This window comes from Mesorhizobium sp. WSM4904 (genome assembly GCF_029674545.1).
GTDB lineage: Bacteria > Pseudomonadota > Alphaproteobacteria > Rhizobiales > Rhizobiaceae > Mesorhizobium.
In genome coordinates this window covers 2,339,374-2,361,039 of sequence record NZ_CP121354.1, presented here as the reverse complement: position 1 = coordinate 2,361,039, position 21,666 = coordinate 2,339,374, and the positions used below count along the sequence as shown (strand labels likewise).

Here is a 21,666-nt window from a genome sequence, read left to right as displayed (position 1 = left end):
GGTCGGTTAACCGGCCCGCTACTCTCAAACGACAACCGTCTGCAGCCGTTCGGCGATCAGCGCAGCGAGCCGTGTCGCCACCTCGTCCTTGCCCATCTCCGGCCATTCCTCGACGCCGGTGCGGGAGACAATGCGTACCTTGTTGCGGTCGCCGCCCATGACGCCCGATGGGCCGATCCCGCTCTCATGCGAGACGTCGTTGGCGACGATGAAATCGGCGCCTTTCTTCCTGAGCTTGGCCTCGGCGTTGCCGATGAGATCCTGCGTCTCGGCGGCAAAGCCGACGACGAGACGCGGCCGCTGGCTATGATGGCCGACGCCGGCCAGGATGTCGGGATTCTCGACCATCTTGAGCGAAGGCGGTCCCTCGCCCGCCACCTTCTTGATCTTCTCGCCGGCCGCATTGGCCGTGCGCCAGTCGGCGACCGCGGCGACGAACACCGCGGCGTCCGCCGGCAAAAGGCCCTCGACCGCTTCCTTCATCTCTGCCGCGGTCTCGACATGCGTGGTCGTGACCCCGGCCGGATCGGCGATATTGACCGGGCCGGAGACGAGCCTGACATCGGCCCCGAGCTTCGCCAGCGCCGCCGCGATCGCATGGCCCTGCTTGCCGGAGGAGCGATTGGCGATGTAGCGCACCGGGTCGATCGGCTCGTGCGTCGGCCCCGAGGTGACGATGATCCTGCGGCCGGTAAGCGGCTTCGGTCTCTCGTCGAGCATCGCCTCGATCGCGGCAACGATCTCCAGCGGCTCGGCCATGCGACCTTCGCCGGCCTCGTTGCTTTCCGCCATCTCGCCCTTGGCGGGACCGACGAAGGTAATACCGTCCTTCTGCAAGGTCGCCCGGTTGCGCCGCGTCGCCGGGTGCGACCACATCTTCGGGTTCATCGCCGGCGCCATCAGCACCTTCTTGTCGGTTGCAAGCAGCACCGTCGAGGCAAGGTCGTTGGCATGGCCGTTGGCGAGCTTCGCCATCAGGTCGGCGGTCGCCGGCGCGACCACCAGCAGATCGGCCTCGCGCGACAGCCTTATATGGCCGACATCATGCTCGTCATTGCGATCGAACAGCTCGGTGAAGACATGGTCGGCGGAGAGCGCGCCGACCGACAGCGTGGTGACGAATTCCCGCGCGGCCGATGTCATGACGACCCTGACCGACGCACCGCGCTCGCGCAGGCGCCGGATCAGGTCGAGCGCCTTGTAGGCGGCAATGCCGCCGCCGATGATCAGCAGGATGCGCTTGCCGGCAAGCGTCCCTCGAATTGATGGCTTGCCGGATACTGTTGAGATGGGACCCGCTTGCCGATTGGAGCCTGTCAGCGCGCGCAGCGTCTTCTCGATCTCGTCGATGCGGTCGGCCTGCCCCGCCCTTCCTTCGACCGCTGCGCGGATCATCGCCCGCGCCTGCTCCTCCATCGAGCAGCCGTTTTCGGCAGCCATTTGGCGCAGCAGGTCCTTGACCTCGTCGTCAAGGTTGCGGATCGTGATGCTGGCCATCTGATTGCACCCGCTTCAAACTTTCGCCGGCAATGATAGCAATGCAATCAAACTGCGGCAAGGCGGGTGGCGGTCAGAAAATCCGCCAGGCGATGTAAAGCAGCGTCAACGCGATCACCCAGAGCGCCAAGCGGCCGGAGCGGGTATGGCGCGCCTCGGCCTTGCCGATGGCGTGCGCGGTCGCCTCGTCGAAGCGCAGGCCATGTTCGGCCATCAGGTCGATTTCGCGCGACAGCCGCTCGGTGCGGGCGGCGATATCCGGCGCCTGCCTTGCCAGCGCCACCAGCGCCTTGCCGGCGTCGCGCGCGTCGGAGAACATGCCGCGTGGGCCGAGATTGCTGGCGATCCAGTCGCCGACCACCGGCTCCGATGTCTTCCACATGTTGAAGGCGGGATCGAGCGTGCGGGCGACGCCCTCGACCACGACCATCGTCTTCTGCAACAGGATCAGCTCGGGCCGGGTGGCCATGTCGAACAGTTCCGTGACCTCGAATAGCAGCGTCAAAAGCTTCGCCATCGAGATGGTCTCGGCAGACTGGCCATGGATCGGCTCGCCGATGGCGCGGATCGCCTGCGCGAAAGCCTCGACATTGTGCTGGCGCGGCACGTAGCCGGCCTCGAAATGCACCTCGGCGACGCGCTGATAGTCGCGCACGATGAAGCCGTAGAGGATTTCGGCCAGGAAACGCCGCTCTTTCTTGCCGAGCCGGCCGGCGATGCCGAGATCGACGGCAACGATGGTTCCGCTCGCCTCGACGAACAGGTTCCCCGGATGCATGTCGGCATGGAAGAAGCCGTCGCGCAGCGTGTGCCTGAGGAACGACTGGATGAGGTTGGCAGCGATCGCCTTGAGATCGTGACCGGCGGCGGCAAGGCCGACCAGATCGTTCATCTTGACGCCGTCGATCCACTCCATGGTGATCACGTCGCGGCCGGTCCGCTCCCAGTCGACCGCGGGCACCCGAAAGCCTGGATCCCCCTTCGTGTTTTCACCGAGCTCTGAAAACGCGGCCGCCTCGAGCCGCATGTCCATTTCGACCTTGGTGGTCTGCGCCAGCGTTTGGGTCACCTCGATCGGCCGCAGCCGGCGCGACGATGGAATGTATTTTTCCTGCAGGCGGGCGGCGAGGAAGTAGCTCTCGAGGTCCTGGAAGAAGCGATGGCGCACGCCGGGCCGGATGACCTTCACCGCCACCCGTGAAGCTTTCCCGTCGCGAACGACTTCGGCGCCGTGCACCTGGGCGATCGAAGCGGCCGCAACCGGCTCGCCGAAGCTTGCGTAGAGGTCGCCGATCTTGCGCCCGAGCGAGGCCTCGATAGCGGCGATCGCCTCCGTCTTCGGGAATGTGTGCATCTTGTCTTGCAGAAGGGCGAGGTCGACCGCCATGTCGTTGCCGACGACATCCGGTCGCGTGGCCAGGAACTGGCCGAGCTTGACGTAGGATGGCCCCAGCCGCACCACCGCCTGCGCCAGCCGGTCGCCGCGCTGATGCCGTCTGGCGCGACGGCGGGTGAGCACGCGCGCCAGCCGCCAGCCGAGCTTCGGCATGCCGGAAAGCTCTTCGCCGGGCAGCGCCGCGACGACACCCTCGCGGACCAGCACCCAGCCGGCCCTGGCGAGCCGGAAAGCGGCGCCAACGCTGGTCATCGGACGCTGCTCATCGCCTGGCCTGCCTCAAAGATTCGGGCCTCAAAGCTTCCAGCCCGAATGAAGTGCAGCGATGCCGCCCGAATAATTACGGAAGCTGACGCGATCGAAGCCCGCGCGGGTGATCATGGAAGCAAAATTCGCCTGATTGGGGAATTTGCGGATCGATTCCACCAGGTAGGAATAGGGCTCGCCGTCGCCGGTCACCGCTCTACCGATTTTGGGGATGGCGTTGAAGGACCAGGCTTCGTAGGCCTTGTCGAGCAGCGGCATGTCGACCTCGGAGAACTCCAGGCAAAGGAACCGTCCGCCGCGCTTCAGCACGCGGTAGGCTTCGCTCAGCGCCACATCGATGCGCGGCACGTTGCGTATGCCGAAGGCGATCGTATAGGCATCGAACGTATTGTCGTCGAAGGGCAGCGTCTCGGCATTGGCCTCGACGAAATCGGTGTTTTCCGAGAGCCCTTTCTTCCCGGCGCGGTCGCGGCCGATGTCGAGCATCGAGCCGTTGATGTCGAGGACCGTCACATGCGCGTTGCGATGGCTGGCCTCGACGATGCGGAAGGCGATGTCGCCGGTGCCGCCGGCGACGTCGAGCACCTTCCAGCCCGGGCGCTTCGGCGGATTGAGCCACGCCACCATCGCGTCCTTCCAGAGCCGGTGCAGCCCGCCGGACATCAGATCGTTCATGAGGTCGTATCGATTGGCCACCTTGTGGAAGACATCGTTGACGAGGAACTGCTTGTCGCCTTCGCCTACCTTCCTGAAGCCGTAGGAGGTTTCCATGCCGCCCGCGGCCGTGGTTCTCTCAACTGACATTATTTTGATCCGCCATAAAACCGGCGGGACCATAGCCGATCGATGGGGCCGACGCTATTGTCGAAGGCGCGGTTTTCAGCCGCGCCTTCGATACGGCTTCGGGAAGAGTCTCGCATGATTTTTCGCCCCGAATCCGCGCGGGCACAGCATACCGGACGGGATGGCCGCATGATCTTGAAAGCCGAATTGCACTGCCACATCGAAGGGGCAGCGGCGCCCGACCTCGTCGTCAGCCAGGCCCGCAAATACGGCAAGGACCCCTCGCCCTATATCCAGAACGGCTCCTTCGTCTGGCACGATTTCAGCTCTTTCCTCGCGGCCTACGACTTTGCCTCCGACCTGTTTCGCACCGAGGAAGACTATGCTCGCCTGACCGATCATTATCTCACCAGCCTCGCCCGTGACGGCGCCATCTATTCCGAGGTCTTCACCTCGCCGGATCACGCCAGGAAGGCCGGCCTCTCGCCCAAGGCCTATACGGATGCGCTGGGCGAAGGCATAGCCCGCGCCAAGGCCAGGACCGGCATCGAGGGCCGTATGATCGTTACCGGCGTTCGCCATGTCGGCGTCGAGGCGATCGAGCAGGCGGCGCGCTTCGCGGCGCGCTGCGGCCATCCGCTGGTGACCGGTTTCGGCGTCGCCGGCGACGAGCGCATCGGCGACTTCGAGGATTATGTGCGCGCCTTCGAGATTGCCCGCGAGGCCGGCCTCGGCATCACCATCCATGCCGGCGAGCTGATGGGCTGGGAAAGTGTCAAAGCAGCGCTCGACCATATCCGCCCGTCGCGCATCGGCCATGGCGTGCGCGCCGTCGAAAACCCGGACCTCGTTCGCCGCATCGCCGCCGAGGGTGTGGTGCTGGAATGCTGCCCGGGCTCGAACATCGCGCTCAAGGTGTTCGACAGTTTCGCCGACCATCCCTTCCCGGCGCTGCGCGCGGCCGGCTGCAAGGTGACGCTCAATTCCGACGACCCGCCCTATTTCTGGACCTCGCTGAAACGCGAATACGACATCGCCGCCGAGCATTTCGCCATGGACGACAAGGCGCTCACCGCCGTCACCAGGACGGCCATCGAAGCGGCCTTCGTCGACCGGAAGACCAAGGCGACACTGCTGGGCCGGCTCGACGCTAAGGGCCGGTGAATGGTGAATGGTGAATGGTTGGTTTGCCGGCGCGCCTCGGCGTGTCAAGGCAATCATCGAACCATCAGGACTCGCAAACCCGCTCACTATTCACTATTCACCATCCACCGTTCACCATTCACGGGAGCAGACCATGCAGGGCGTCACCGTCGTCGACCACCCCCTTGTCCAGCACAAGCTGACCATCATGCGCAAGAAGGAGACCTCGACGGCCGGCTTCCGGCGTCTGTTGCGCGAGATCTCGCTGCTTCTGGGCTACGAGGTGACCCGCAATCTCGAACTGACCACCACCACCATCGAGACCCCGATCGAGGAGATGGAGGCGCCGACGCTGGAGGGCAAGAAGCTGGTCTTTGCCTCCGTGCTGCGGGCCGGCAACGGCCTGCTAGAAGGCCTGCTCGACCTGGTGCCGGCGGCGCGCGTCGCCCATGTCGGCCTCTATCGCGACCACGAGACGCTCGAAGCGATCGAGTATTTCTTCAAGGCGCCGAGCGACCTTGCCGACCGTCTGGTGATCGTCGTCGATCCGATGCTGGCGACGGCCAATTCCGCAATTGCCGCGATCGACAAGCTGAAGGGGCGCGGCGCTACCAACATCCGCTTCCTCTGCCTGCTCGCCGCGCCCGAAGGCATCGAGCGGTTTACCAAGGCGCATCCGGATGTCCCGATCTTCACCGCCTCGATCGACCGCCAGCTGAACGAAAAGGGTTACATCATGCCTGGCCTCGGCGACGCCGGCGACCGCATGTACGGGACCAAGTGAGCGTTTCTTTACCGCTTGTTTACGCAAAGACCACGGTTCCGGCGCCCGTTAAAGCTGAAAACACCATGTCGGCGTAGGCATTGGACCTTTATGAAGGTCGATCCATGCTGCGCAAGCTTCTCCTCCTTGGTGTCTTTGTCGGAGGCTCGGCATCGATCCCGATCGTCTATCAGTCGAACCCACGGATGGTCGAAGCCCTGCTGCGATCGGCGGTCGCCTCGCAGCCTGCGACCCCGGATGCCCAGCCGGACGTCAAGCTCGCTTCGGTTCCAGTCAGGCCGGCGGCGCCGATGCCGCTCGGCCGCCAGGTGTTGGTGAATGCCGACGAGCGCGGCCATTTCACCTCCGCCTTCAAGCTCAACGGCCGTCAGATCGACGGCATGATCGACACCGGCGCGACGCTGGTTGCCATCAACACCTCGACCGCGCGCCGGATCGGCATTTCTCTCAACCAGTCCGATTTCAGCCAGCAGGTGAACACGGCGAACGGCGCCATCAAGGCCGCGGTGGTGACCGTCGATCACCTGCAGATCGGCAAGATCTCCATCGACAACGTCCAGGCGGTGGTGCTCGACGACCGGGCGCTGCAAACCAACCTGATCGGCATGAGCTTCCTGCAGCGGCTGCAGAAATACGAAGTCCAGAACGGCGCGCTGCTGCTCGTGCAGTAGGAATTGAGCCCCACATAGGGTGTGTCGAGATTCAGGTCAGGCCGGCATCACCCGAATATCAACGCATCCTAAAGCGCGTCGCGATCTTTCAGATTCGCTCCATGCGCTTTAGGTTTTTGATTTTGCGCATGTCTTTGTCCCGAAACGGTTCCCACTTTCGGGAGACGCGCTTCAAAGCGGCAGGATCCGCCTGAGGACGGTCTTTTCGGCGGACGGCTTCGCGGCGCCGGTCGAATAGGCGGAACGCACCGCGGCGGCGGCAGTCTCGGCGTCCGCCTCGGTCCGCGCATGGACCAGCGCCAGCGCCTCGCCCGCCCGCACCTCCGCCCCGACCGGCAGCAGCCTGGTGAGACCGACGGCATGGTCTATCTTGTCGTCCGGACGGATGCGTCCGCCGCCCAGCGCGACGACGGCGAGCCCGATATCGCGCGTCGCGATGCCTGTGACGAAGCCGTCCTTCGCCGCCTCAACCGCCAATTCCACCGCGGCTCTGGGGAGATACTTTTCCGGGTTCTCGACGAAATCGGCGGGACCGCCGAGCGCGTTCACCATGCGCGCGAACACCGCCGCCGCGCGGCCGCCGGCAAGCGTCTCGGCGGCGCGCCTGATCCCGTCCTGGTTGGACGAGACGATCCCCGCCGACTGCAGCATTTCGGCGGCGAGCGCCAGCGTCACGTCCTCCAGCCGCCGGTCGCGGAGCCGGCCGGTGAGGAAGTCGACCGCGTTCCTCACCTCGACCGCATTACCGGCGGCCGAGGCCAGCGGCTCGTTCATGCCGGTCACCAGCGCCGAGGCCTTCAGGCCCGCGCCGTTGGCGACTTCGACCAGGCTGTTCGCCAGGGCGACGGCGTCGCGCGACTTCTCCATGAAGGCGCCATTGCCGACCTTGACGTCGAGCACCAGCGAGCCCAAGCCCGCGGCGAGCTTCTTCGACAGGATCGAGGCCGTGATCAACGGCACCGATTCCACCGTGCCCGTCACGTCGCGGATCGCATAGAGCCGGCGGTCGGCGGGCGCGAGATCGGCGGTCTGGCCGATGATGGCGCAGCCGGTCTCCAGCACGGTCTTGCGGAAGCGCGTCACATCCGGCTGGCTGGTGTAGCCGGGGATGGCGTCCATCTTGTCCAGCGTGCCGCCCGTGTGGCCGAGGCCGCGGCCGGAGATCATCGGCACATAGGCGCCGCAGGCCGCGACGATCGGCGCCAGCATCAGCGAGACATTGTCGCCGACGCCGCCCGTCGAATGCTTGTCGGTGACCGGGCCCGGCAGGTCGGACCAGTCGAGCACGTCGCCGGAATCGCGCATGGCGAGCGTCAGCGCCACAGCCTCCTCGCGGCTCATGCCTTTGAGGAACACCGCCATGGCGAAGGCGCCGATCTGGCCCTCCGAGAGCGTGCCGGCCGTTATGCCCTCGATGAAGGCAGCGATCTCCTCGGCCGAGAGCCGGTGGCCGTCGCGCTTGCGGCGGATGATTTCCTGGGGGAGCATCAGCTTTCCGGCAAACCTTCCTCGAAGACACGCCGCAGGATGGTCGCCAGCCGCGCGCCGCCGACCGGCGCCATATCCTTGGTTTCCTGGTGCGAGAGTTCCGCCCCTGTCATGCCGGCCGCGAGGTTGGTGACGACCGAGCAGGCAGCAACCTTGAGACCGAGGAAGCGGGCAAGGATGACTTCCGGCACCGTCGACATGCCGACGGCATTGGCGCCCATGACGCGCGCCATGCGGATTTCGGCCGGCGTTTCGAAGCACGGTCCGGAAAACCACATGTAGACGCCCTTGTGCAGCGCCGTGCCGGTTGCCTTCGCCGCCGTCTCGATCGCCTTGCGCAAGCCGGCGTCATAGGCCTCGGTGAGACCGACGAAGCGGCGATCGCTCGGCTCGCCGATCAGCGGGTTGGAGCCGGAGAAGTTGATGTGGTCGGTGATCAGCATCACCGAGCCCGGCCCCATCTCCGGGTCGACCGAGCCGGCGGCGTTGGTGAGGAAGAGATGCGAGATGCCGATGCCGGCAAGCACCTCCAGCGCCGGGCGCATCGCAGCGGCGTTGCCGTGCTCGTAATAATGCGCGCGGCCGGACAACATCAGCACCGGCGTGCCGGCGAAACGCCCAGCAACGACCTCGCCGGCATGGCCGGAAACACCGCTGCGCGGGAAGCCCGGCAGTTCGGCATAGGAAATGCGCCTTTTGTCCTCGACCTCGTCGACCAGCCCGCCGAGGCCGGAGCCCAGCACAAGGGCCGCGGTCGGAGTCAGCCCATCGAGTTTCTCGACCAAATGATCCAGCGCTTCCTTCATTTCAACCCACTCTTCATTTCAAGATGTCGCCACTGAAACCGTAAGGCAGCATCTCGCCCATGGTGACCGTCTCGACCACGCCGGTATTGTCGCAGAGATAGAGCTTGGTTTCCGGCCGGCAGAACTCCGCCAGCCGCTGCCGGCAGCCGCCGCAGGGCGAGCACTTGGCCATGCGCTCGGCGATCACCGCGATCTCGGTGATCTTGCCGCCGCCGCCCATGATGTAGTGGCCGAGCGCGGTGGTCTCGGCGCACCAGCCCTCGGGATAGGAGGCCACCTCGATATTGGCGCCGGTGAAGACGCGGCCGTCCTCGGTGCGCAGCGCGGCGCCGACGGGAAACTTGGAATAGGGCGCATAGGCCTTGGCCATCGCCGTCTTCGCAGCCTCGAACAGATCATGCGACATTCAGTTCTTCTCTCCCACGATCTTGTTCAAATGCTGGTTGCCGAAGCTGCCGAACCCTTGTGCAGTCCAGGCCTCAGCGTTCCTTGACGTAGGGCACGCCGCCGGCGCGCGGCGGGATCGCTTTGCCGATGAAGCCGGCGAGCAGGACGACGGTGAGCACATAGGGCAGCGCCTGCATGAACTGCGCCGGCACCTTGCCGACGATGGGCAGCGGCGAGCCCTGCAGGCGAATCGATGCCGCGTCGAGGAAGCCGAACAGCAGGCAGGCGAACATGGCGTTGACCGGCTTCCATTTGGCGAAGATCAGCGCGGCAAGAGCGATATAGCCCTTGCCCGCGGTCATGTCCTTCACGAAGCCGCCATTCTGCACCATGGAGAGATACGCGCCGGCCACGCCGGTCAGCACGCCGGTGCAGATCAGCGCGCGATAGCGCAGCCAGGCGACCGAGATGCCGGCCGTGTCGACGGCAGCCGGGTTCTCGCCCACGGCGCGCATCCTGAGACCGAAGCGGGTGCGGAAAAGCACCCACCAGGTGAACGGCACCATGGCGAAGGCGAAATAGACCAGGATCGAATGGCCGGAGATCAGCTCGGCGTAGATCGGCCCAAGGATCGGCATGTCGCGGACGGCTTCGGCGCCGGGCCAGACGATCGCCTCGAACCGCTCGCCCGGCTGCAGCGCCGGTGTTCGGCCGCCCTGCTGGAACCAGGCCTGGCCGAGGATGATGGTCGAGCCGGCGGCGACGAAATTGATGGCGACACCGGAGACGATCTGGTTGCCGCGATGCGTGATCGAGGCGAAGCCGTGCACCATGGCGAAGGCGACCGAGATCAGGATGGCCATGCCGAGGCCGATGAAGGCCGAATGGAAGACGGAAGCTGCCGCGGCGCCGGCGAAGGCGCCGACCAGCATCTTGCCTTCGAGACCGATGTCGAAGATGCCGGCGCGCTCGGAATAGAGGCCGGCGAGACAGGCAAGCAGCAGCGGCACCGACAGGCGGATGGTGGAATCCAGAACCTGGACGATAGCGTTGAAGACGTCCATCTCAGGCCCCCTTCCCGTTGACCGCCTGCATGCCGACCGATTTCGGGCTGAACGAGGCGAACAGCGCCTGGATATAGGGCCTGAACATATGCTCCAGCGCGCCGGCGAAGAGGATGACCAGGCCCTGGATGATGACGATCATGTCGCGGCTGATCGCCGGCATCTCGAAGGCAAGCTCGGCGCCGCCCTGATAGAGCATGCCGAACAGGATCGCCGCCAGCACGATGCCGACCGGATGCAGCCTGCCCATCAGCGCAACCGCGATGCCGACATAGCCGGCGCCCGAGACGAAATCGATCGCCACATTGTGCTGGTCGCCCATCACCGGGTTGAGCGCCATCATGCCGGCCAGCCCGCCCGAGATCATCATCGCGGTGAGGATGATGCGGGTTTCCGAGATGCCGGCATAGCGCGCCGCCTTCGGGCTATGGCCATAGGTGCGCATCTCGTAACCGAGCCTGGTGCGCCAGATCAGCAGCCAGACCAGGAACGCCATCACCAGCGCCAGCAGGAAGCAGATATTGAGCGGCGCCGAGCGGATCTTGGCGCCGAACAATTCGAGCATCCAGTTGAGCTTCGGCAATTCCGCGCCGGCGAGGAAGTTGCGTGTCTGCGGCGCCTGCGATCCCGCCGGCTTCAGCGGACCGACCAGCAGATAGACCATCGCCGAGGCGGCGATGAAGTTGAACATGATGGTGGTGATGACGATGTGCGAGCCGCGCTTGGCCTGCAGATAGGCGGGGATGAAACCCCAGAGCGCGCCGAACAAGGCCGCGGCAACGATCGCTATCGGAAAGATCACCCACCAGGGCAGCACGCTGTCGAAGCTCAGGCAGACGAGCGCGATGCCGAGGCCGCCGATATAGGCCTGGCCCTCGGTGCCGATGTTGAACAGGCTGCAATGCGCCGCCACCGCCACCGACAGTCCGGTGAAGATGAAGGTGGTGGCGTAGAACAAGGTGAAGGCGATGCCCGTGCCCTTGCCAAAAGCGCCCTCGACCAGAATGACGGCGGCGCGGAACGGATTTTCGCCGACCAGCATGACGACGAAGCCGGCGACGATGAAGGCCACCGAGAGATTGATCAGCGGGATCAGCCCGTAATCGGCCCAGGCCGGCAGCTTGGTGTAAGGCGTGCTCATTCCGCAGCCTCCTGGTGTTCGACACCGGCCATCAAGAGACCAAGCTCGCCTTCGGTCGCCTCCGGCCCGCGCTCGCCGACGATGCGGCCGGCAAACATCACCAGGATGCGGTCGGAGAGCGAGCGGATCTCGTCGAGCTCGACCGACACCACCAGCACCGCCTTGCCCTGGTCGCGCATGGCGATCAGCCGCTTGTGGATGAATTCGATGGCGCCGACATCGACGCCGCGCGTCGGCTGGCCGACGATCAGCACGCCGGGATCCTGCTCCATCTCCCTGGCCAGCACGATCTTCTGCTGATTGCCGCCGGAGAAATTGGCGGTCTTCAGCCGTGGATTGCCGGGACGGATGTCGTATTTCTCGATCTTGTCCTTGGCGTCGGCCATGATGGCATCGACGTCGAGGAACGGTCCTTTCAGATAGCGCTCGTCGTCGTGATAGCCGAGGATCGAATTCTCGTGCTCCTCGAAGGCGAGCACCAGCCCGACATGGTGGCGGTCCTCCGGCACATGGGCGAGGCCGCGGTCGCGCAATTCGCCGGGGTCGGCCTTGCCGGTCAGGTCGACCGGCTTGCCTTCGAGCATGACCTCGCCGGAAACGGCGTGCCGGATGCCGGAGATCGCCTCGAGCAGCTCCGACTGGCCGTTGCCTGCCACGCCGGCGATGCCGACGATCTCGCCGCCGCGCACGTCGAAGGACACGTCGTCGACCATGGTGACGCCGCGTGAATCCTTGACCGTCAGGTTCTTGACCGAGAGTTTTATGGCGCCGGCTTCCGATTGGCCCTTCTCGACCCGCAAGAGCACGCGCCGCCCGACCATCAGTTCGGCCAGTTCGCCGACCGTGGTTTGCTTCGTCACCCTGGTGGCCACCATAGTTCCCTGACGCATGACCGAGACGGTGTCGGTGATGGCCATGATCTCGCGCAGCTTGTGGGTGATCAGAACCACCGTTTTTCCCTGCTCCTTCAATTGCTTGAGGATGCGGAAGAGGTGATCGGCCTCGGCCGGCGTCAAGACCCCGGTTGGCTCGTCCAGGATCAGGATCTCGGCGCCGCGATAGAGCGCCTTGAGGATTTCGACGCGCTGCTGCAGGCCGACCGGCAGTTCCTCGATGATGGCGTCGGGATCGACCTCGAGGCCGTATTCGCGCTCCAGCCGCTCTAGCTCGGAACGCGCCTTGGCGATGCTGCTCTTCAAAAGCGCGTCGGTCTCGGCGCCGAGGATGACGTTCTCCAGCACCGTGAAATTGTCGACCAGCATGAAATGCTGGTGCACCATGCCGATACCGAGCGCGATCGCGTCGTTGGAGGTGTTGATCGACACCGGCTTGCCGCCGACGCGGATTTCGCCGCTGTCGGCCTGGTAGAAGCCGTAGAGGATCGACATCAGCGTCGACTTGCCGGCGCCGTTCTCGCCGACGATGCCGTGGATGGTGCCGCGCGCAACTTCCAGGTTGATGTCGCGGTTGGCGCGCACGGCGCCAAAACTCTTGTTGATGCCTATGAGTTCGATTGCGGCTTGCGCCATGCAGCCTGTCCCACTCGTTATTTTTTTATCGCTTGGTCAAGATGCCTAGCATGATGCCCCGCCCGTGCCAATTGGCATGGAACGTCATTCACTCTCGACAAATCCCCGCGCGCTTGTCAATTTCGAAGGTGGCCGAGAGCTTCACATTCACAGAACCGGGTTTTGAATGACCATGCCTGATGATCGGCTGACGACGCTGGAAATCCGTGCCGCCGAGCAGGAAAAGACGATCGAGGAACTGTCCGGCCAGATCGCCGAGCAGTGGAGGGTGATCGAGCGCATGGAACGCAAGCTCGCCGCCCTTACCGACAGGTTCCTGGCACTGGAGGAGCAGGCCGCTCCCGACGTGCCTGTGACTAAGCCGCCGCACTATTGAGCGGGCATTGGCGAGCCATGGGGAGAACGATCATGGCCAGTGAAGGAGACCGCATCGCGAGGGCCGGCGACTATGTCTTCGGCCTGATGGACGAAAGGGAGCGCGCCCGCGCCGAGCGCGACCTTGAGATCGATCCCGCCTTTCGCGACGCGGTGCTGTGGCTCGCCGAGCGCATGCGCGCGGCGGAGCCTGCGGGTGCGTCCGAGGCGTCTTCGGACGAGCGTTGGCAGCTTGTCCAGCGCCGGCTTGGCGAACTGCCGCAGATGCGGCTCGCCGGATTAAGCGAGAGCGAGGCGAAGTCGCCCGTCGTGATCAATAAGATCGAGCGCAAACCCTATGGCGTCGGCGTGCATTCCCTTGGCGGCCGGCTCGGCTTCGTCATCGCGCTCGCTCTGCTGGCGGCCTTCGCGCTGGGTTATCTCGCCGGCACGCTATAAGCCCAAAAAGAAACCGCCGGGCGTTCGCCCGGCGGTCGAGATATCTTGATTCAGCAGCCGATCAATACGGGCACTTGTTGTCCGCGGTGTAGTCGTGCACCTCGACCTTGCCGGCGATGATGTCGGCCTTGGCCTTTTCGACGGCCGCCTTCATCTCGTCGGTCACCAGCGCCTTGTTGTTGTCGTCCATGGCGTAGTCGACGCCGCCTTCCTTGAGGCCCAGATTCTGGACGCCGCCCTTGAAGGTGCCGTTCTTGCCGTCCATGAAGGCGTTATAGACGGCGACGTCGACGCGCTTCATCATCGAGGTCAGCACCTTGCCGGGCTGCAGGCCGTTCTGGTTGGAATCGACGCCGATGCCGAGCTTGCCCGCGTCGGCGGCCGCCTGCAGCACGCCGACGCCGGTGCCGCCGGCGGCGGCGTAGACCACGTCCGCGCCCTGGTCGATCTGCGTCTTGGCGATCTCGCCGCCCTTGGCCGGGTCGTTCCAGGCGGCCGGCGTGTCGCCGGTCATGTTCTGGATGACGTCGGTGGCGCCGGCCGACTTGGCGCCGCCGACATAGCCGCATTCGAACTTGCGGATCAGCGGGATGTCCATGCCGCCGACGAAGCCGACCTTCTTCGATTTGGAAGCCATCGCCGCCAGGATGCCGACGAGGTAGGAGCCTTCGTTCTCCTTGAATACCAGCGAGCGGACATTGGGCAGGTCGACGGCATCGTCGATGATGGCGAAGTTGAGGTCGGTATATTCGGCCGCGACCTTCTTCAGCGCATCCTCCCAGGCAAAGCCGGCCATCACGATCGGGTTGCGGCCGTCCTCGGCGAAGCGGCGCAGAGCCTGCTCGCGCTGCGAGGCGTTGGAAACCTCGAATTCGACGTAAGCGACGCCGGTTTCGGCCTTGAACTTCTCGGCGCCGTGAAAGGCGGCCTCGTTGAAGGATTTGTCGAACTTGCCGCCGAGATCGTAGAGGATGGCCGGCTGGACATCCGCGGCGAAGGCCGGAAGAACCATTGCAGTTGCGGCCAAGAGGCCGAGAACGATACGTTTCATGTGATCCACACCCTGTCGGTTATTTTCCGTTTGCACCGCCTGCCTGCCCGGTTCTCCGGCAGGCATGCGATGTCAGGCAGGAAGTGTATATGCCCCTCCCGCTCGCGGCCAATCTGGCACGGCCCGAAACAAAATTCACGTGGAATTTTGACCTGTTGGAAAAACGGCCCGGCAGCCTACTCCCGGCGAGAAACGTCCCCGTCAGTTGGTCGGGGCGAATTCGTGGCGCCGACGCCGGTAGCCGACGAGGTAGAGCAGGAACGCCAGCACCGCGAACACCGCGAAGCCGGGCTGGGCGAGCACCCAGGCGATGGCGCCGTCCCAGACCAGCGGACTGGCCTTGGCGCGCACATAGGTCTCGAAGGCAGCGCGAGTGTCGGGCGATACCGCCAGCCAGCTCGTGTTGAGCGGCGTCATGACCAGCGCCGACGCCGCCACCGAGCGCGTGGTGTCGATCACCGCCATGATGACCGAAATCGACAACGCAATCATAGCCGCCAGCCGAAAGATGAACCGCAACATCCAACGCACTCCCCGGGAAAGCTCCCGTCTGCCCCGCAACCGACATAGAGCGTGCACAATCGCCACGCAATCGCGACACGCGATTTTGAGCAGCCCTATCTATTTGTTTTGACGCAATTCCGGACGGAAGACCGCTGCGCGCTTTTCCTGGAATTGCCTTAGGCTGCTTTTGCCGGTTTGCGCCGATTGACCCGCCAGATGGCGAAAATTCCGCCGGCGATGGCTCCGACGATCAGGCCTGCGAGGCCGATGAAGGCAGCGAAAAACCCGCAGGCGCCCTCGAAGCAGCTCATATGGGTGGCATCGGCGATCAGCGATCCGGCGAAGAATCCGGCGCAGGCGCCGATGGCGCCGCCAAGGATGATGCCGAGCAGCGCGGCAACGAGCGAGATCAGGAGCGGCGGGCGTTCGGTCTCGGGATTGGCATAGACGGCCTCGGCGCCGGCGCCATGCCGCAGGAGATAGATGCAGAGCAGGCCGATGGCGATCTCGGCGGCCGTAAAGCCCAGTGCTTCGGCGGAAAAGACGAAGTCGGGCACCAGAAGCGTGTAGCCCTCGCGCACGATGAGCCACAGGATGATCGCCACCTGCCAGATGGTGTAGTGGCGGGGAAACCGCGCCGATCGGTTGAAGGCAAGGCCGAGCAGGTAAAGCCCCCACAAAATGGTGACGATGCCGCCGGCCAGCCCGCCATAGATCAGGAAGAACACGCTCTCCGGCAGGTCGAAGTCGCCGATCAGCCGCCAGCTCGAGATCAGGCCATAGGCCGAGAGCCCCATGACGATGATCAGCCACGCCACCGGGATGAAGGAAAGCCCGCTGTCCGGCCGGCCCGCGGGTTGCTGGTTGATCGATGCCATGTCAGGACGATGCCCCCGCAAAGCCCAACGCAATTCCCGAAAAAGCCGTCCCCCGGGATTGCGTGAAACCAATATTTGGAGCGTTCGGCTCTTCCATCGGAAACCGAAGCTCTCCAAGGGCAGTCGACAGGCAGCCAAGGCCGAAGTCAAGCGCGGACGCTGCTGCAGCGCGCCGATGACATCAAGGCGGCAGCCGCCTTTGCTCCTCGACCGCCTTCAATCGGACCACCGACACCGAGCAAAGAGCTCGCGCCACGACCTTGGTCGAGACGCTGCCGAGATGCCGGCGAATTGCCGAAGACGATCGGGCGCCGACGACGATGTGCCCGACGTCATTGTGCTCGGCATAGTTGAGGATCGCGTCGGCAGGACTGACGGCCTCCAGCACGTGATAGCTTATGCGATCTTCCGGCAGGTGCAGCGCACGCGCCCAGTCCTTCAGCGCGACCAGCCGCTTCAGATAGATCAGGCGTCCCGATTCGTCGGCGGCCGGCGTGTCGGCGATGATCTCGGTCTTCAATACCGTCACGCAGGCCAGCCAGGAATCCTCCCGCGCGGCAAGGACACGCGCTGTTTCGTTGAGAACCTCAACTGCCAGCGCGTCGCTGCCGTTGGCAAGGTCGACCGCGGCCAGAACGATCGGCGGTCCGGACTTCACCCTGCCGCCGGCCGGCTTCCCAACCAGCGCCTTCTCGTCTGTCCTGCGGAAGAGATTCGCGATGGAGCCCCAGATTCTTGCGTTCGATGTCGCGCGCGGCCTGGCGACCACGACCTGGTCGGGGTTTCTGAGGTCCGAAAGAACATGCGCCGCCTCGACATACCGCTTGGATCTGTCGACTTCCATGCATCGAAGGATGACGGCCTCCAGCCACCTCGGAATGGCCTTGTCGATGTCGCGCGGCGGCTTGGGCGCATGATAGAGCCTGCGCTTCATTCCGGCGAACGTGGTCGGACGTCCGAACGGCTCCTCGCCTGTGACGAGCTGATAGAGGATGCAGCCCAGCGCGAACAGGTCGCTTGCGGGATCGGACCTCTCGCCCAGCACCTGTTCCGGCGCAATATAGGCTGAGGTACCCATCGGCACGGAACTCTCCTCGCCGAGCAGGTCCGGAAGCTCGGCGTGGCGGGCGAGGCCGAAGTCCAGAAGCACGGCGCCGCGCTCGGCAAGGATGATGTTTTCGGGCTTGAGATCGAGATGGACGACCTTCTGGCGATGTAACGCCGCAAGTGCCTTCGCGATTTCGCCGCCGATCCTTGCCACTTCGTCCGGCGGCAGAGGCGCGCGGCGGGCTGTTTCCGCCAGGCCGGCGCCGACGACGAACTCCATTGCGATGTAAGGCACTTCCGCCAGGCCGCCGGACGATGCGAAGCGCGGTACATGCGGACCCGCCAGGCGTTTGAGGATCATTTCCTCGACCTCGAAGCCGACTATGACGGAGACGTCCCCGCCCGGATCGAGAAAAGGGATTTTCAGCAGAAGCGGGAAATCGAACTTCGGGTTTTTCGCGCGCCAGAGTGATGCCATGCCGCCGGATGGCAGCCTTTCAACGAGCTCGAAACCGTCGATCTGTGCCCCTGCCTCGAATCTCTGCATCCATCGTCTCCAGGAGATCTAGCGGCCAATCTTCAAACGCATGCCAAGCCACGCGGGCAGGCCGGACGCCTGAACCTTGCGGGCGGTTTCTTCGTGATCGTAGGGAACGCGAACCATCGTCACCTCGCGCCACTTCGTGTCGAGCAGCGCGAAGCAGGCAGCCGGGTTGCGATCGCGCGGCTGGCCGACCGCTCCAACCACGATCAGATGCCGCCGCAACTCGGACAAAGGCGCCGCCACATTGCTCAGAGGCGAAAAATGGATCGGCCGGGTGCCCGGCAAGGCGTAGTAGATGGCCGGAACGTGGGTGTGGCCGCAGAAGATGAAGCGGGCATCGCTTGAGGAGAGGCAACGTTCCGCCGCGTCGGCGTCGCGTATATACAACCATTTTTCCGGCCGCTCCGCGCTGGCGTGAACATAGAACCGGTCCTCGGACCGGAACGAAAGCGGCAGCCGCGCCAGGAAATCCAAGTGCTGCCGGGCGAGGCGCTCGCGGGTCCACTCGACGGCTGCCCGCGCATGTTCGGTCATGTCGGTCCGGCCAACCACCACCGCTTCGTCGTGGTTGCCCATGATGCAGACTGCGCCGTCCTCGACCAGAGCGGCGGCTTTCTCGACGACATAGACGGGGTCGGGCCCATAGCCGACCAGATCGCCAAGCAGGACCAGCTGGTCCGGCGGCTGCTTGCGGACGGTGTCCAGGACCGCGTCGAAGGCCTCGCGGTTGGCATGAATGTCAGACAGGATCGCTATGCGCATCCACCTTGTCCCCGAACCAGCACACCATAGTAAGGCAACGGCCGCAAAGGGTTTGATCGGGCTCAATATCGATGCGCGCGTTCACGACAAGGCGTTCCCCGCCACCATAGCTGCCTCTCTGATTTCGGCGATCGTTTGCCGCGGATAAGGTCATTGGCCTCCGACGCCTTTGAAACCGTCCGAAGCTGCGCTTACACGCGGACCGCCTTGCGGGCCAGCCGTTGCACGGCATTGCAACGCGCGGCACGCTTTCACGCATGCGGCCCTCGGACCATGCGCGACAAAAAGCTTTGCAACGCCATTATGGCTTGGCATTCGCTTTGGGATCGACTAGATGAGCCCCGCGCCTGTTTTGCCTAGACGGCTAGAGGTGCCGGGAAAGGGGTTGTCCGCCGGTTGAAGGCACCCCAAATAGTCGCTTGAGGACTTCCCAAGGGAGGCGCATCTCCCCAACCCGCGCGGCGAAACCGGCCAGCGCGAGATGCAAGGACGGAGAGGTGGCCGAGTGGTTGAAGGCGCACGCCTGGAAAGTGTGTTTACGGGAAACCGTAACGCGGGTTCGAATCCCGCTCTCTCCGCCAGCCTGCTTCGCGCTTCGCGCAAATTTGAAGAGTCATATGAGCGCGTCACCAGGCAGCGAGCCCTGCATTCACTCCGTCTGCGGCACGTGGCGAATTAGAGACCACCTATCCTGATCGGATCGGCAGTCACTTGACGCCAAGAGCGTTCTTGAGTTCTGCCAGTTTCTTCATGCACCCTTGCTCGTCTCCGGCCTGGGACATCTTGCGGGCTTCAGCCATCAGTTGGCTGGGATGTTCGGCGCTTTGGCCGCTGCGGGCGCCAGTCACTTGCTCCTGATGAGGTGTGGCCGGCTTCACAGCTCCCGCCGTCGATCCCGTAACCTCAGTGTTGCCGCCCTGCTGCTTGCCGCCCAAGACCTCCGCTTGGTGCTTGGTCGCCGGAATACCCGACTTGTTAGAGACTGCGCCCGTTTCGGCAGTGGTGACGTTAGGCTCGAGTGCTTTCAACTCCTGTCCGCAGTCGGCAAAAGCCGGCGAAGCGAACGCCAAGATGGACGCCGATGCGATGGCCATTCGTATAGACATGTACGCCTCCCAATAGGGACTTGGTTTCCTGGCAAGGAAACGGACCTACCCTCTGCGGGTTCCTCGCAGCAGCGAGTTCGATATGCGCACCTGCAAGACTCTAATCTGGCGGCCGCCGCCGAAGTGGGTCCGCCCCCGCTGGTAGACAACCGTTTGATCCGCTAGAAGGATTCCGCAGGATGGGTTGAACTGCGGAATTCAGAACCATCAACGAAAGCGATGGTTTGTATTCGTGACGCATAGTGAAAATATGCTTTTTGTCCCACCCCTGGCACGGCCGAGGAAGGACCCGGTGAAATCCTAAATCATTGATCTTTCGGTCTTCGTGTCGATGCCGATTGATCTTTGACGCCGAGGTGCACCAGGCCGACGCGTGATGCATCAACATTTGTGACGGGATCAATCCTTGAAGGCGTAGCGCTTAAACTGGCGCATCAGGTTCGCGGCGTGGGACTCATCCAGGCCGGAGCCTGAACCGCGTTGGACGCGAGTAGCCTTTTGTCGCGCCGACAGCCGCCGCACGGCGAGCTGGGCCACATCGGAGGCGCGCACCGGCCCGACGTAGCGAAGTGCTGGACAACGGTGCCGCCAGGACTGCCCGGTGCGATCAGATGCTTATGCGAAGCGTGACGCAGATCGATCAAGCGCTTGCCCAGCACGATCCGGGGGTCCGTCAGATAAAGGCGCTTTGCGGGAACCTCGCTCGAGAGGCCGTGCGCATTGACGGCGTGCGCGCCGGCGATCTGCGCCTTTGAACGCGCCTCCCGCGCCAGCGCACGCGCGACATCGTCGGGAGGCGGTGAAAGCTGGCCCAGTAGCTTCGGATGGACCTTCGGCGCTCTAGTCCCCCGCGAAGGGTTTGTAACGCTTGTCGTGTAACAAACTGTGTAACAAATGCTGAAAAAGATCAATTATTTCGATGTGATACGGACGGAATCGAAAGACGCTCTCTCCGCCATCCTGCTTCGCGCTGCGCGCTTCGCAGGACAAGCCTGGCGAATTCCTCTCAGCGCGAAGCAGGATGCCCTCCGAAGCCTTGGCGACGGAGAGGCGTGTAACAAACTGGTAGGAATCGCGATCTAACTCCCTGCTGCGATTTCAAACGGCCCGCGCGCCCCTCAGCGGGCCAGAAGGACCGGCAGTCACGGTTCCTCGATCATCGACTTGGTCACGCCGCCAAAGATCCGCTCGCGCAGGCGGGAATGGCCGTAGGCTCCCATGACCATGAGCTCGGCGCCGGTGTCGACCGCGTGCTGGCGAAGGACACCGGCGATCGAATGGTTCGAACTCGGCAGACGGTCGACCGTAACCTTCACGCCGTGGCGGGCGAGATAGGCTGCCACGTCCGCCCCGGGTTCCGCTCCGTGGTGCCGTTCGTCCTCGACCGGGTCGATCATGGCGATGCGCACCTCATCGGCCCGTGCCAGGATGTCGAGCGATTCCCGCACGGCCCGCGACGCTTCCAGGCTGGCGTCCCACGCGACAAGGACGCGTTTCGGTTTCAACGTCGCTCGCGCTGCCTCGGGGACCAGCAGGACAGGCCTTCCTGACGAGAACAGTCCGCCTGCGATGACCTTCTCCTTGAGCAAGTGGCCTGCGAGCATTTCTGGCCCGACAACGGTCAAATCGGCGTAACGGGCGCGCCGACCGATGACTTCATCCGCCCAGGACTGCTCCGGGTAATCGCTGCTCAGGTCAGCCGATACGAGGCTTTCCAACAGCATTTTGGAGACCGCGGAGCTGCGCCTCTCCAGCGTTTCCATTTCGGCTTCGCGCTCTGCGAGCCACGCCGGCGAGACCACCGCTGCGTATTCTCCGCCCGAGGGAGGCGCGGCCATGACCAGGACCAGCACGGAGAGATGTGCGTTGATTTCCTCGCAGAGACCGGCGGCGAGCCTCACATCGCCGTCCCCATGATCCGGCCCCGTGACGGTGAGCAAAGTCTTGAATGGCATGGCGGCGACTCCTTGTTCGACAAAGGTTCACAGAGGAGGTAGCCGTAGCG

At 64.3% G+C, this 21,666-nt stretch carries 21 protein-coding genes, 1 tRNA gene and 1 pseudogene; 6 read left to right on the top strand and 17 right to left on the bottom strand.

Going from position 1 to position 21,666, the window contains the following annotated elements; genetic code table 11:
* Positions 1-24: 24 nt before the first annotated feature.
* From coaBC to ubiE, 3 genes are all read right to left on the bottom strand, one after another.
* Positions 25-1,497: a bifunctional phosphopantothenoylcysteine decarboxylase/phosphopantothenate--cysteine ligase CoaBC gene (gene coaBC / locus QAZ47_RS11280; protein WP_278206832.1), complete on the bottom strand. Its 1,473-nt coding sequence runs from the start codon at positions 1,495-1,497 to the stop codon at positions 25-27.
* A 73-nt stretch (positions 1,498-1,570) separates the two neighbouring features.
* Positions 1,571-3,145, bottom strand: a complete 1,575-nt coding sequence (gene ubiB / locus QAZ47_RS11275; protein WP_278206831.1) for a 2-polyprenylphenol 6-hydroxylase — start codon at positions 3,143-3,145, stop codon at positions 1,571-1,573.
* Between the two features lie 42 nt (positions 3,146-3,187).
* Positions 3,188-3,964: a bifunctional demethylmenaquinone methyltransferase/2-methoxy-6-polyprenyl-1,4-benzoquinol methylase UbiE gene (gene ubiE, locus QAZ47_RS11270; protein ID WP_278206830.1), complete on the bottom strand. Its 777-nt coding sequence runs from the start codon at positions 3,962-3,964 to the stop codon at positions 3,188-3,190.
* Positions 3,965-4,132: 168 nt separating this feature from the next.
* Between ubiE and QAZ47_RS11265 the strand changes: the two genes are divergently transcribed.
* The 3 genes from QAZ47_RS11265 (at position 4,133) to QAZ47_RS11255 (ending at position 6,541) form a co-directional block, all read left to right on the top strand.
* The gene (locus QAZ47_RS11265; protein WP_278206829.1) at positions 4,133-5,107 is read left to right on the top strand and encodes an adenosine deaminase; all 975 of its coding nucleotides are present in this window, start codon (positions 4,133-4,135) and stop codon (positions 5,105-5,107) included.
* A 133-nt stretch (positions 5,108-5,240) separates the two neighbouring features.
* On the top strand, positions 5,241-5,870 hold the full coding sequence (gene upp / locus QAZ47_RS11260; protein ID WP_278206828.1) for a uracil phosphoribosyltransferase: 630 nt from the start codon (positions 5,241-5,243) through the stop codon (positions 5,868-5,870).
* A gap of 104 nt (positions 5,871-5,974) precedes the next feature.
* Complete coding sequence (locus QAZ47_RS11255) at positions 5,975-6,541, top strand: TIGR02281 family clan AA aspartic protease (RefSeq protein WP_278206827.1); 567 nt, start codon at positions 5,975-5,977, stop codon at positions 6,539-6,541.
* 171 nt (positions 6,542-6,712) lie between these two features.
* Here QAZ47_RS11255 and deoA read toward each other — a convergent pair whose 3' ends face one another.
* From deoA to QAZ47_RS11225, 6 genes are all read right to left on the bottom strand, one after another.
* The gene (gene deoA / locus QAZ47_RS11250; RefSeq protein ID WP_278206826.1) at positions 6,713-8,029 is read right to left on the bottom strand and encodes a thymidine phosphorylase; all 1,317 of its coding nucleotides are present in this window, start codon (positions 8,027-8,029) and stop codon (positions 6,713-6,715) included.
* Positions 8,029-8,835 carry a purine-nucleoside phosphorylase gene (locus QAZ47_RS11245; RefSeq protein ID WP_278206825.1) on the bottom strand — a complete coding sequence of 269 codons (807 nt, stop codon included), beginning with the start codon at positions 8,833-8,835 and terminating at the stop codon, positions 8,029-8,031. Before QAZ47_RS11245 ends, deoA begins: the two co-directional genes overlap by 1 nt.
* A gap of 13 nt (positions 8,836-8,848) precedes the next feature.
* A complete protein-coding gene (gene cdd / locus QAZ47_RS11240; RefSeq protein ID WP_278206824.1) occupies positions 8,849-9,241 on the bottom strand; it encodes a cytidine deaminase in 393 nt (130 codons plus the stop codon).
* 73 nt (positions 9,242-9,314) lie between these two features.
* Positions 9,315-10,286, bottom strand: coding sequence for an ABC transporter permease (locus QAZ47_RS11235; RefSeq protein WP_278206823.1), 972 nt, complete (start codon positions 10,284-10,286; stop codon positions 9,315-9,317).
* 1 nt (position 10,287) lies between these two features.
* Positions 10,288-11,427, bottom strand: coding sequence for an ABC transporter permease (locus QAZ47_RS11230; RefSeq protein ID WP_278206822.1), 1,140 nt, complete (start codon positions 11,425-11,427; stop codon positions 10,288-10,290).
* Complete coding sequence (locus QAZ47_RS11225; protein ID WP_278206821.1) at positions 11,424-12,956, bottom strand: ABC transporter ATP-binding protein; 1,533 nt, start codon at positions 12,954-12,956, stop codon at positions 11,424-11,426. Before QAZ47_RS11225 ends, QAZ47_RS11230 begins: the two co-directional genes overlap by 4 nt.
* Before the next feature lie 166 nt (positions 12,957-13,122).
* Between QAZ47_RS11225 and QAZ47_RS11220 the strand changes: the two genes are divergently transcribed.
* Together QAZ47_RS11220 and QAZ47_RS11215 are read left to right on the top strand one after the other, a co-directional pair.
* Entirely contained in the window at positions 13,123-13,332 is a 210-nt protein-coding gene (locus QAZ47_RS11220; protein WP_278206820.1) for a SlyX family protein, read from the top strand.
* Positions 13,333-13,364: 32 nt separating this feature from the next.
* A complete protein-coding gene (locus QAZ47_RS11215) occupies positions 13,365-13,769 on the top strand; it encodes a hypothetical protein (RefSeq protein WP_278206819.1) in 405 nt (134 codons plus the stop codon).
* A gap of 61 nt (positions 13,770-13,830) precedes the next feature.
* Here the strand turns inward: QAZ47_RS11215 and QAZ47_RS11210 are convergent, their stop codons facing one another.
* From QAZ47_RS11210 to QAZ47_RS11190, 5 genes are all read right to left on the bottom strand, one after another.
* Complete coding sequence (locus tag QAZ47_RS11210) at positions 13,831-14,820, bottom strand: BMP family ABC transporter substrate-binding protein (protein WP_126097971.1); 990 nt, start codon at positions 14,818-14,820, stop codon at positions 13,831-13,833.
* Positions 14,821-15,021: 201 nt separating this feature from the next.
* Positions 15,022-15,342: a hypothetical protein gene (locus QAZ47_RS11205; protein WP_278206818.1), complete on the bottom strand. Its 321-nt coding sequence runs from the start codon at positions 15,340-15,342 to the stop codon at positions 15,022-15,024.
* Between the two features lie 158 nt (positions 15,343-15,500).
* Positions 15,501-16,202 carry a hypothetical protein gene (locus tag QAZ47_RS11200; protein WP_278206817.1) on the bottom strand — a complete coding sequence of 234 codons (702 nt, stop codon included), beginning with the start codon at positions 16,200-16,202 and terminating at the stop codon, positions 15,501-15,503.
* 181 nt (positions 16,203-16,383) lie between these two features.
* Complete coding sequence (locus tag QAZ47_RS11195) at positions 16,384-17,796, bottom strand: bifunctional serine/threonine-protein kinase/universal stress protein (protein ID WP_278233280.1); 1,413 nt, start codon at positions 17,794-17,796, stop codon at positions 16,384-16,386.
* An 18-nt stretch (positions 17,797-17,814) separates the two neighbouring features.
* Positions 17,815-18,555, bottom strand: a complete 741-nt coding sequence (locus QAZ47_RS11190) for a metallophosphoesterase (protein ID WP_278233279.1) — start codon at positions 18,553-18,555, stop codon at positions 17,815-17,817.
* Positions 18,556-19,046: 491 nt separating this feature from the next.
* Here QAZ47_RS11190 and QAZ47_RS11185 point away from each other — a divergent pair.
* Positions 19,047-19,136: transfer RNA gene (locus QAZ47_RS11185), tRNA-Ser, on the top strand.
* Positions 19,137-19,262: 126 nt separating this feature from the next.
* Here QAZ47_RS11185 and QAZ47_RS11180 read toward each other — a convergent pair.
* The 3 genes and pseudogenes from QAZ47_RS11180 to QAZ47_RS11170 all read right to left on the bottom strand — a co-directional run bounded on the left by QAZ47_RS11180 (position 19,263) and on the right by QAZ47_RS11170 (position 21,616).
* Complete coding sequence (locus QAZ47_RS11180) at positions 19,263-19,661, bottom strand: hypothetical protein (RefSeq protein ID WP_278233278.1); 399 nt, start codon at positions 19,659-19,661, stop codon at positions 19,263-19,265.
* Between the two features lie 434 nt (positions 19,662-20,095).
* Positions 20,096-20,497, bottom strand: a pseudogene (locus tag QAZ47_RS11175) (DUF6088 family protein); the annotation flags it as partial.
* Between the two features lie 306 nt (positions 20,498-20,803).
* Positions 20,804-21,616, bottom strand: a complete 813-nt coding sequence (locus QAZ47_RS11170; RefSeq protein ID WP_278233277.1) for a universal stress protein — start codon at positions 21,614-21,616, stop codon at positions 20,804-20,806.
* Between the last annotated feature and the right edge of the window lie 50 nt (positions 21,617-21,666).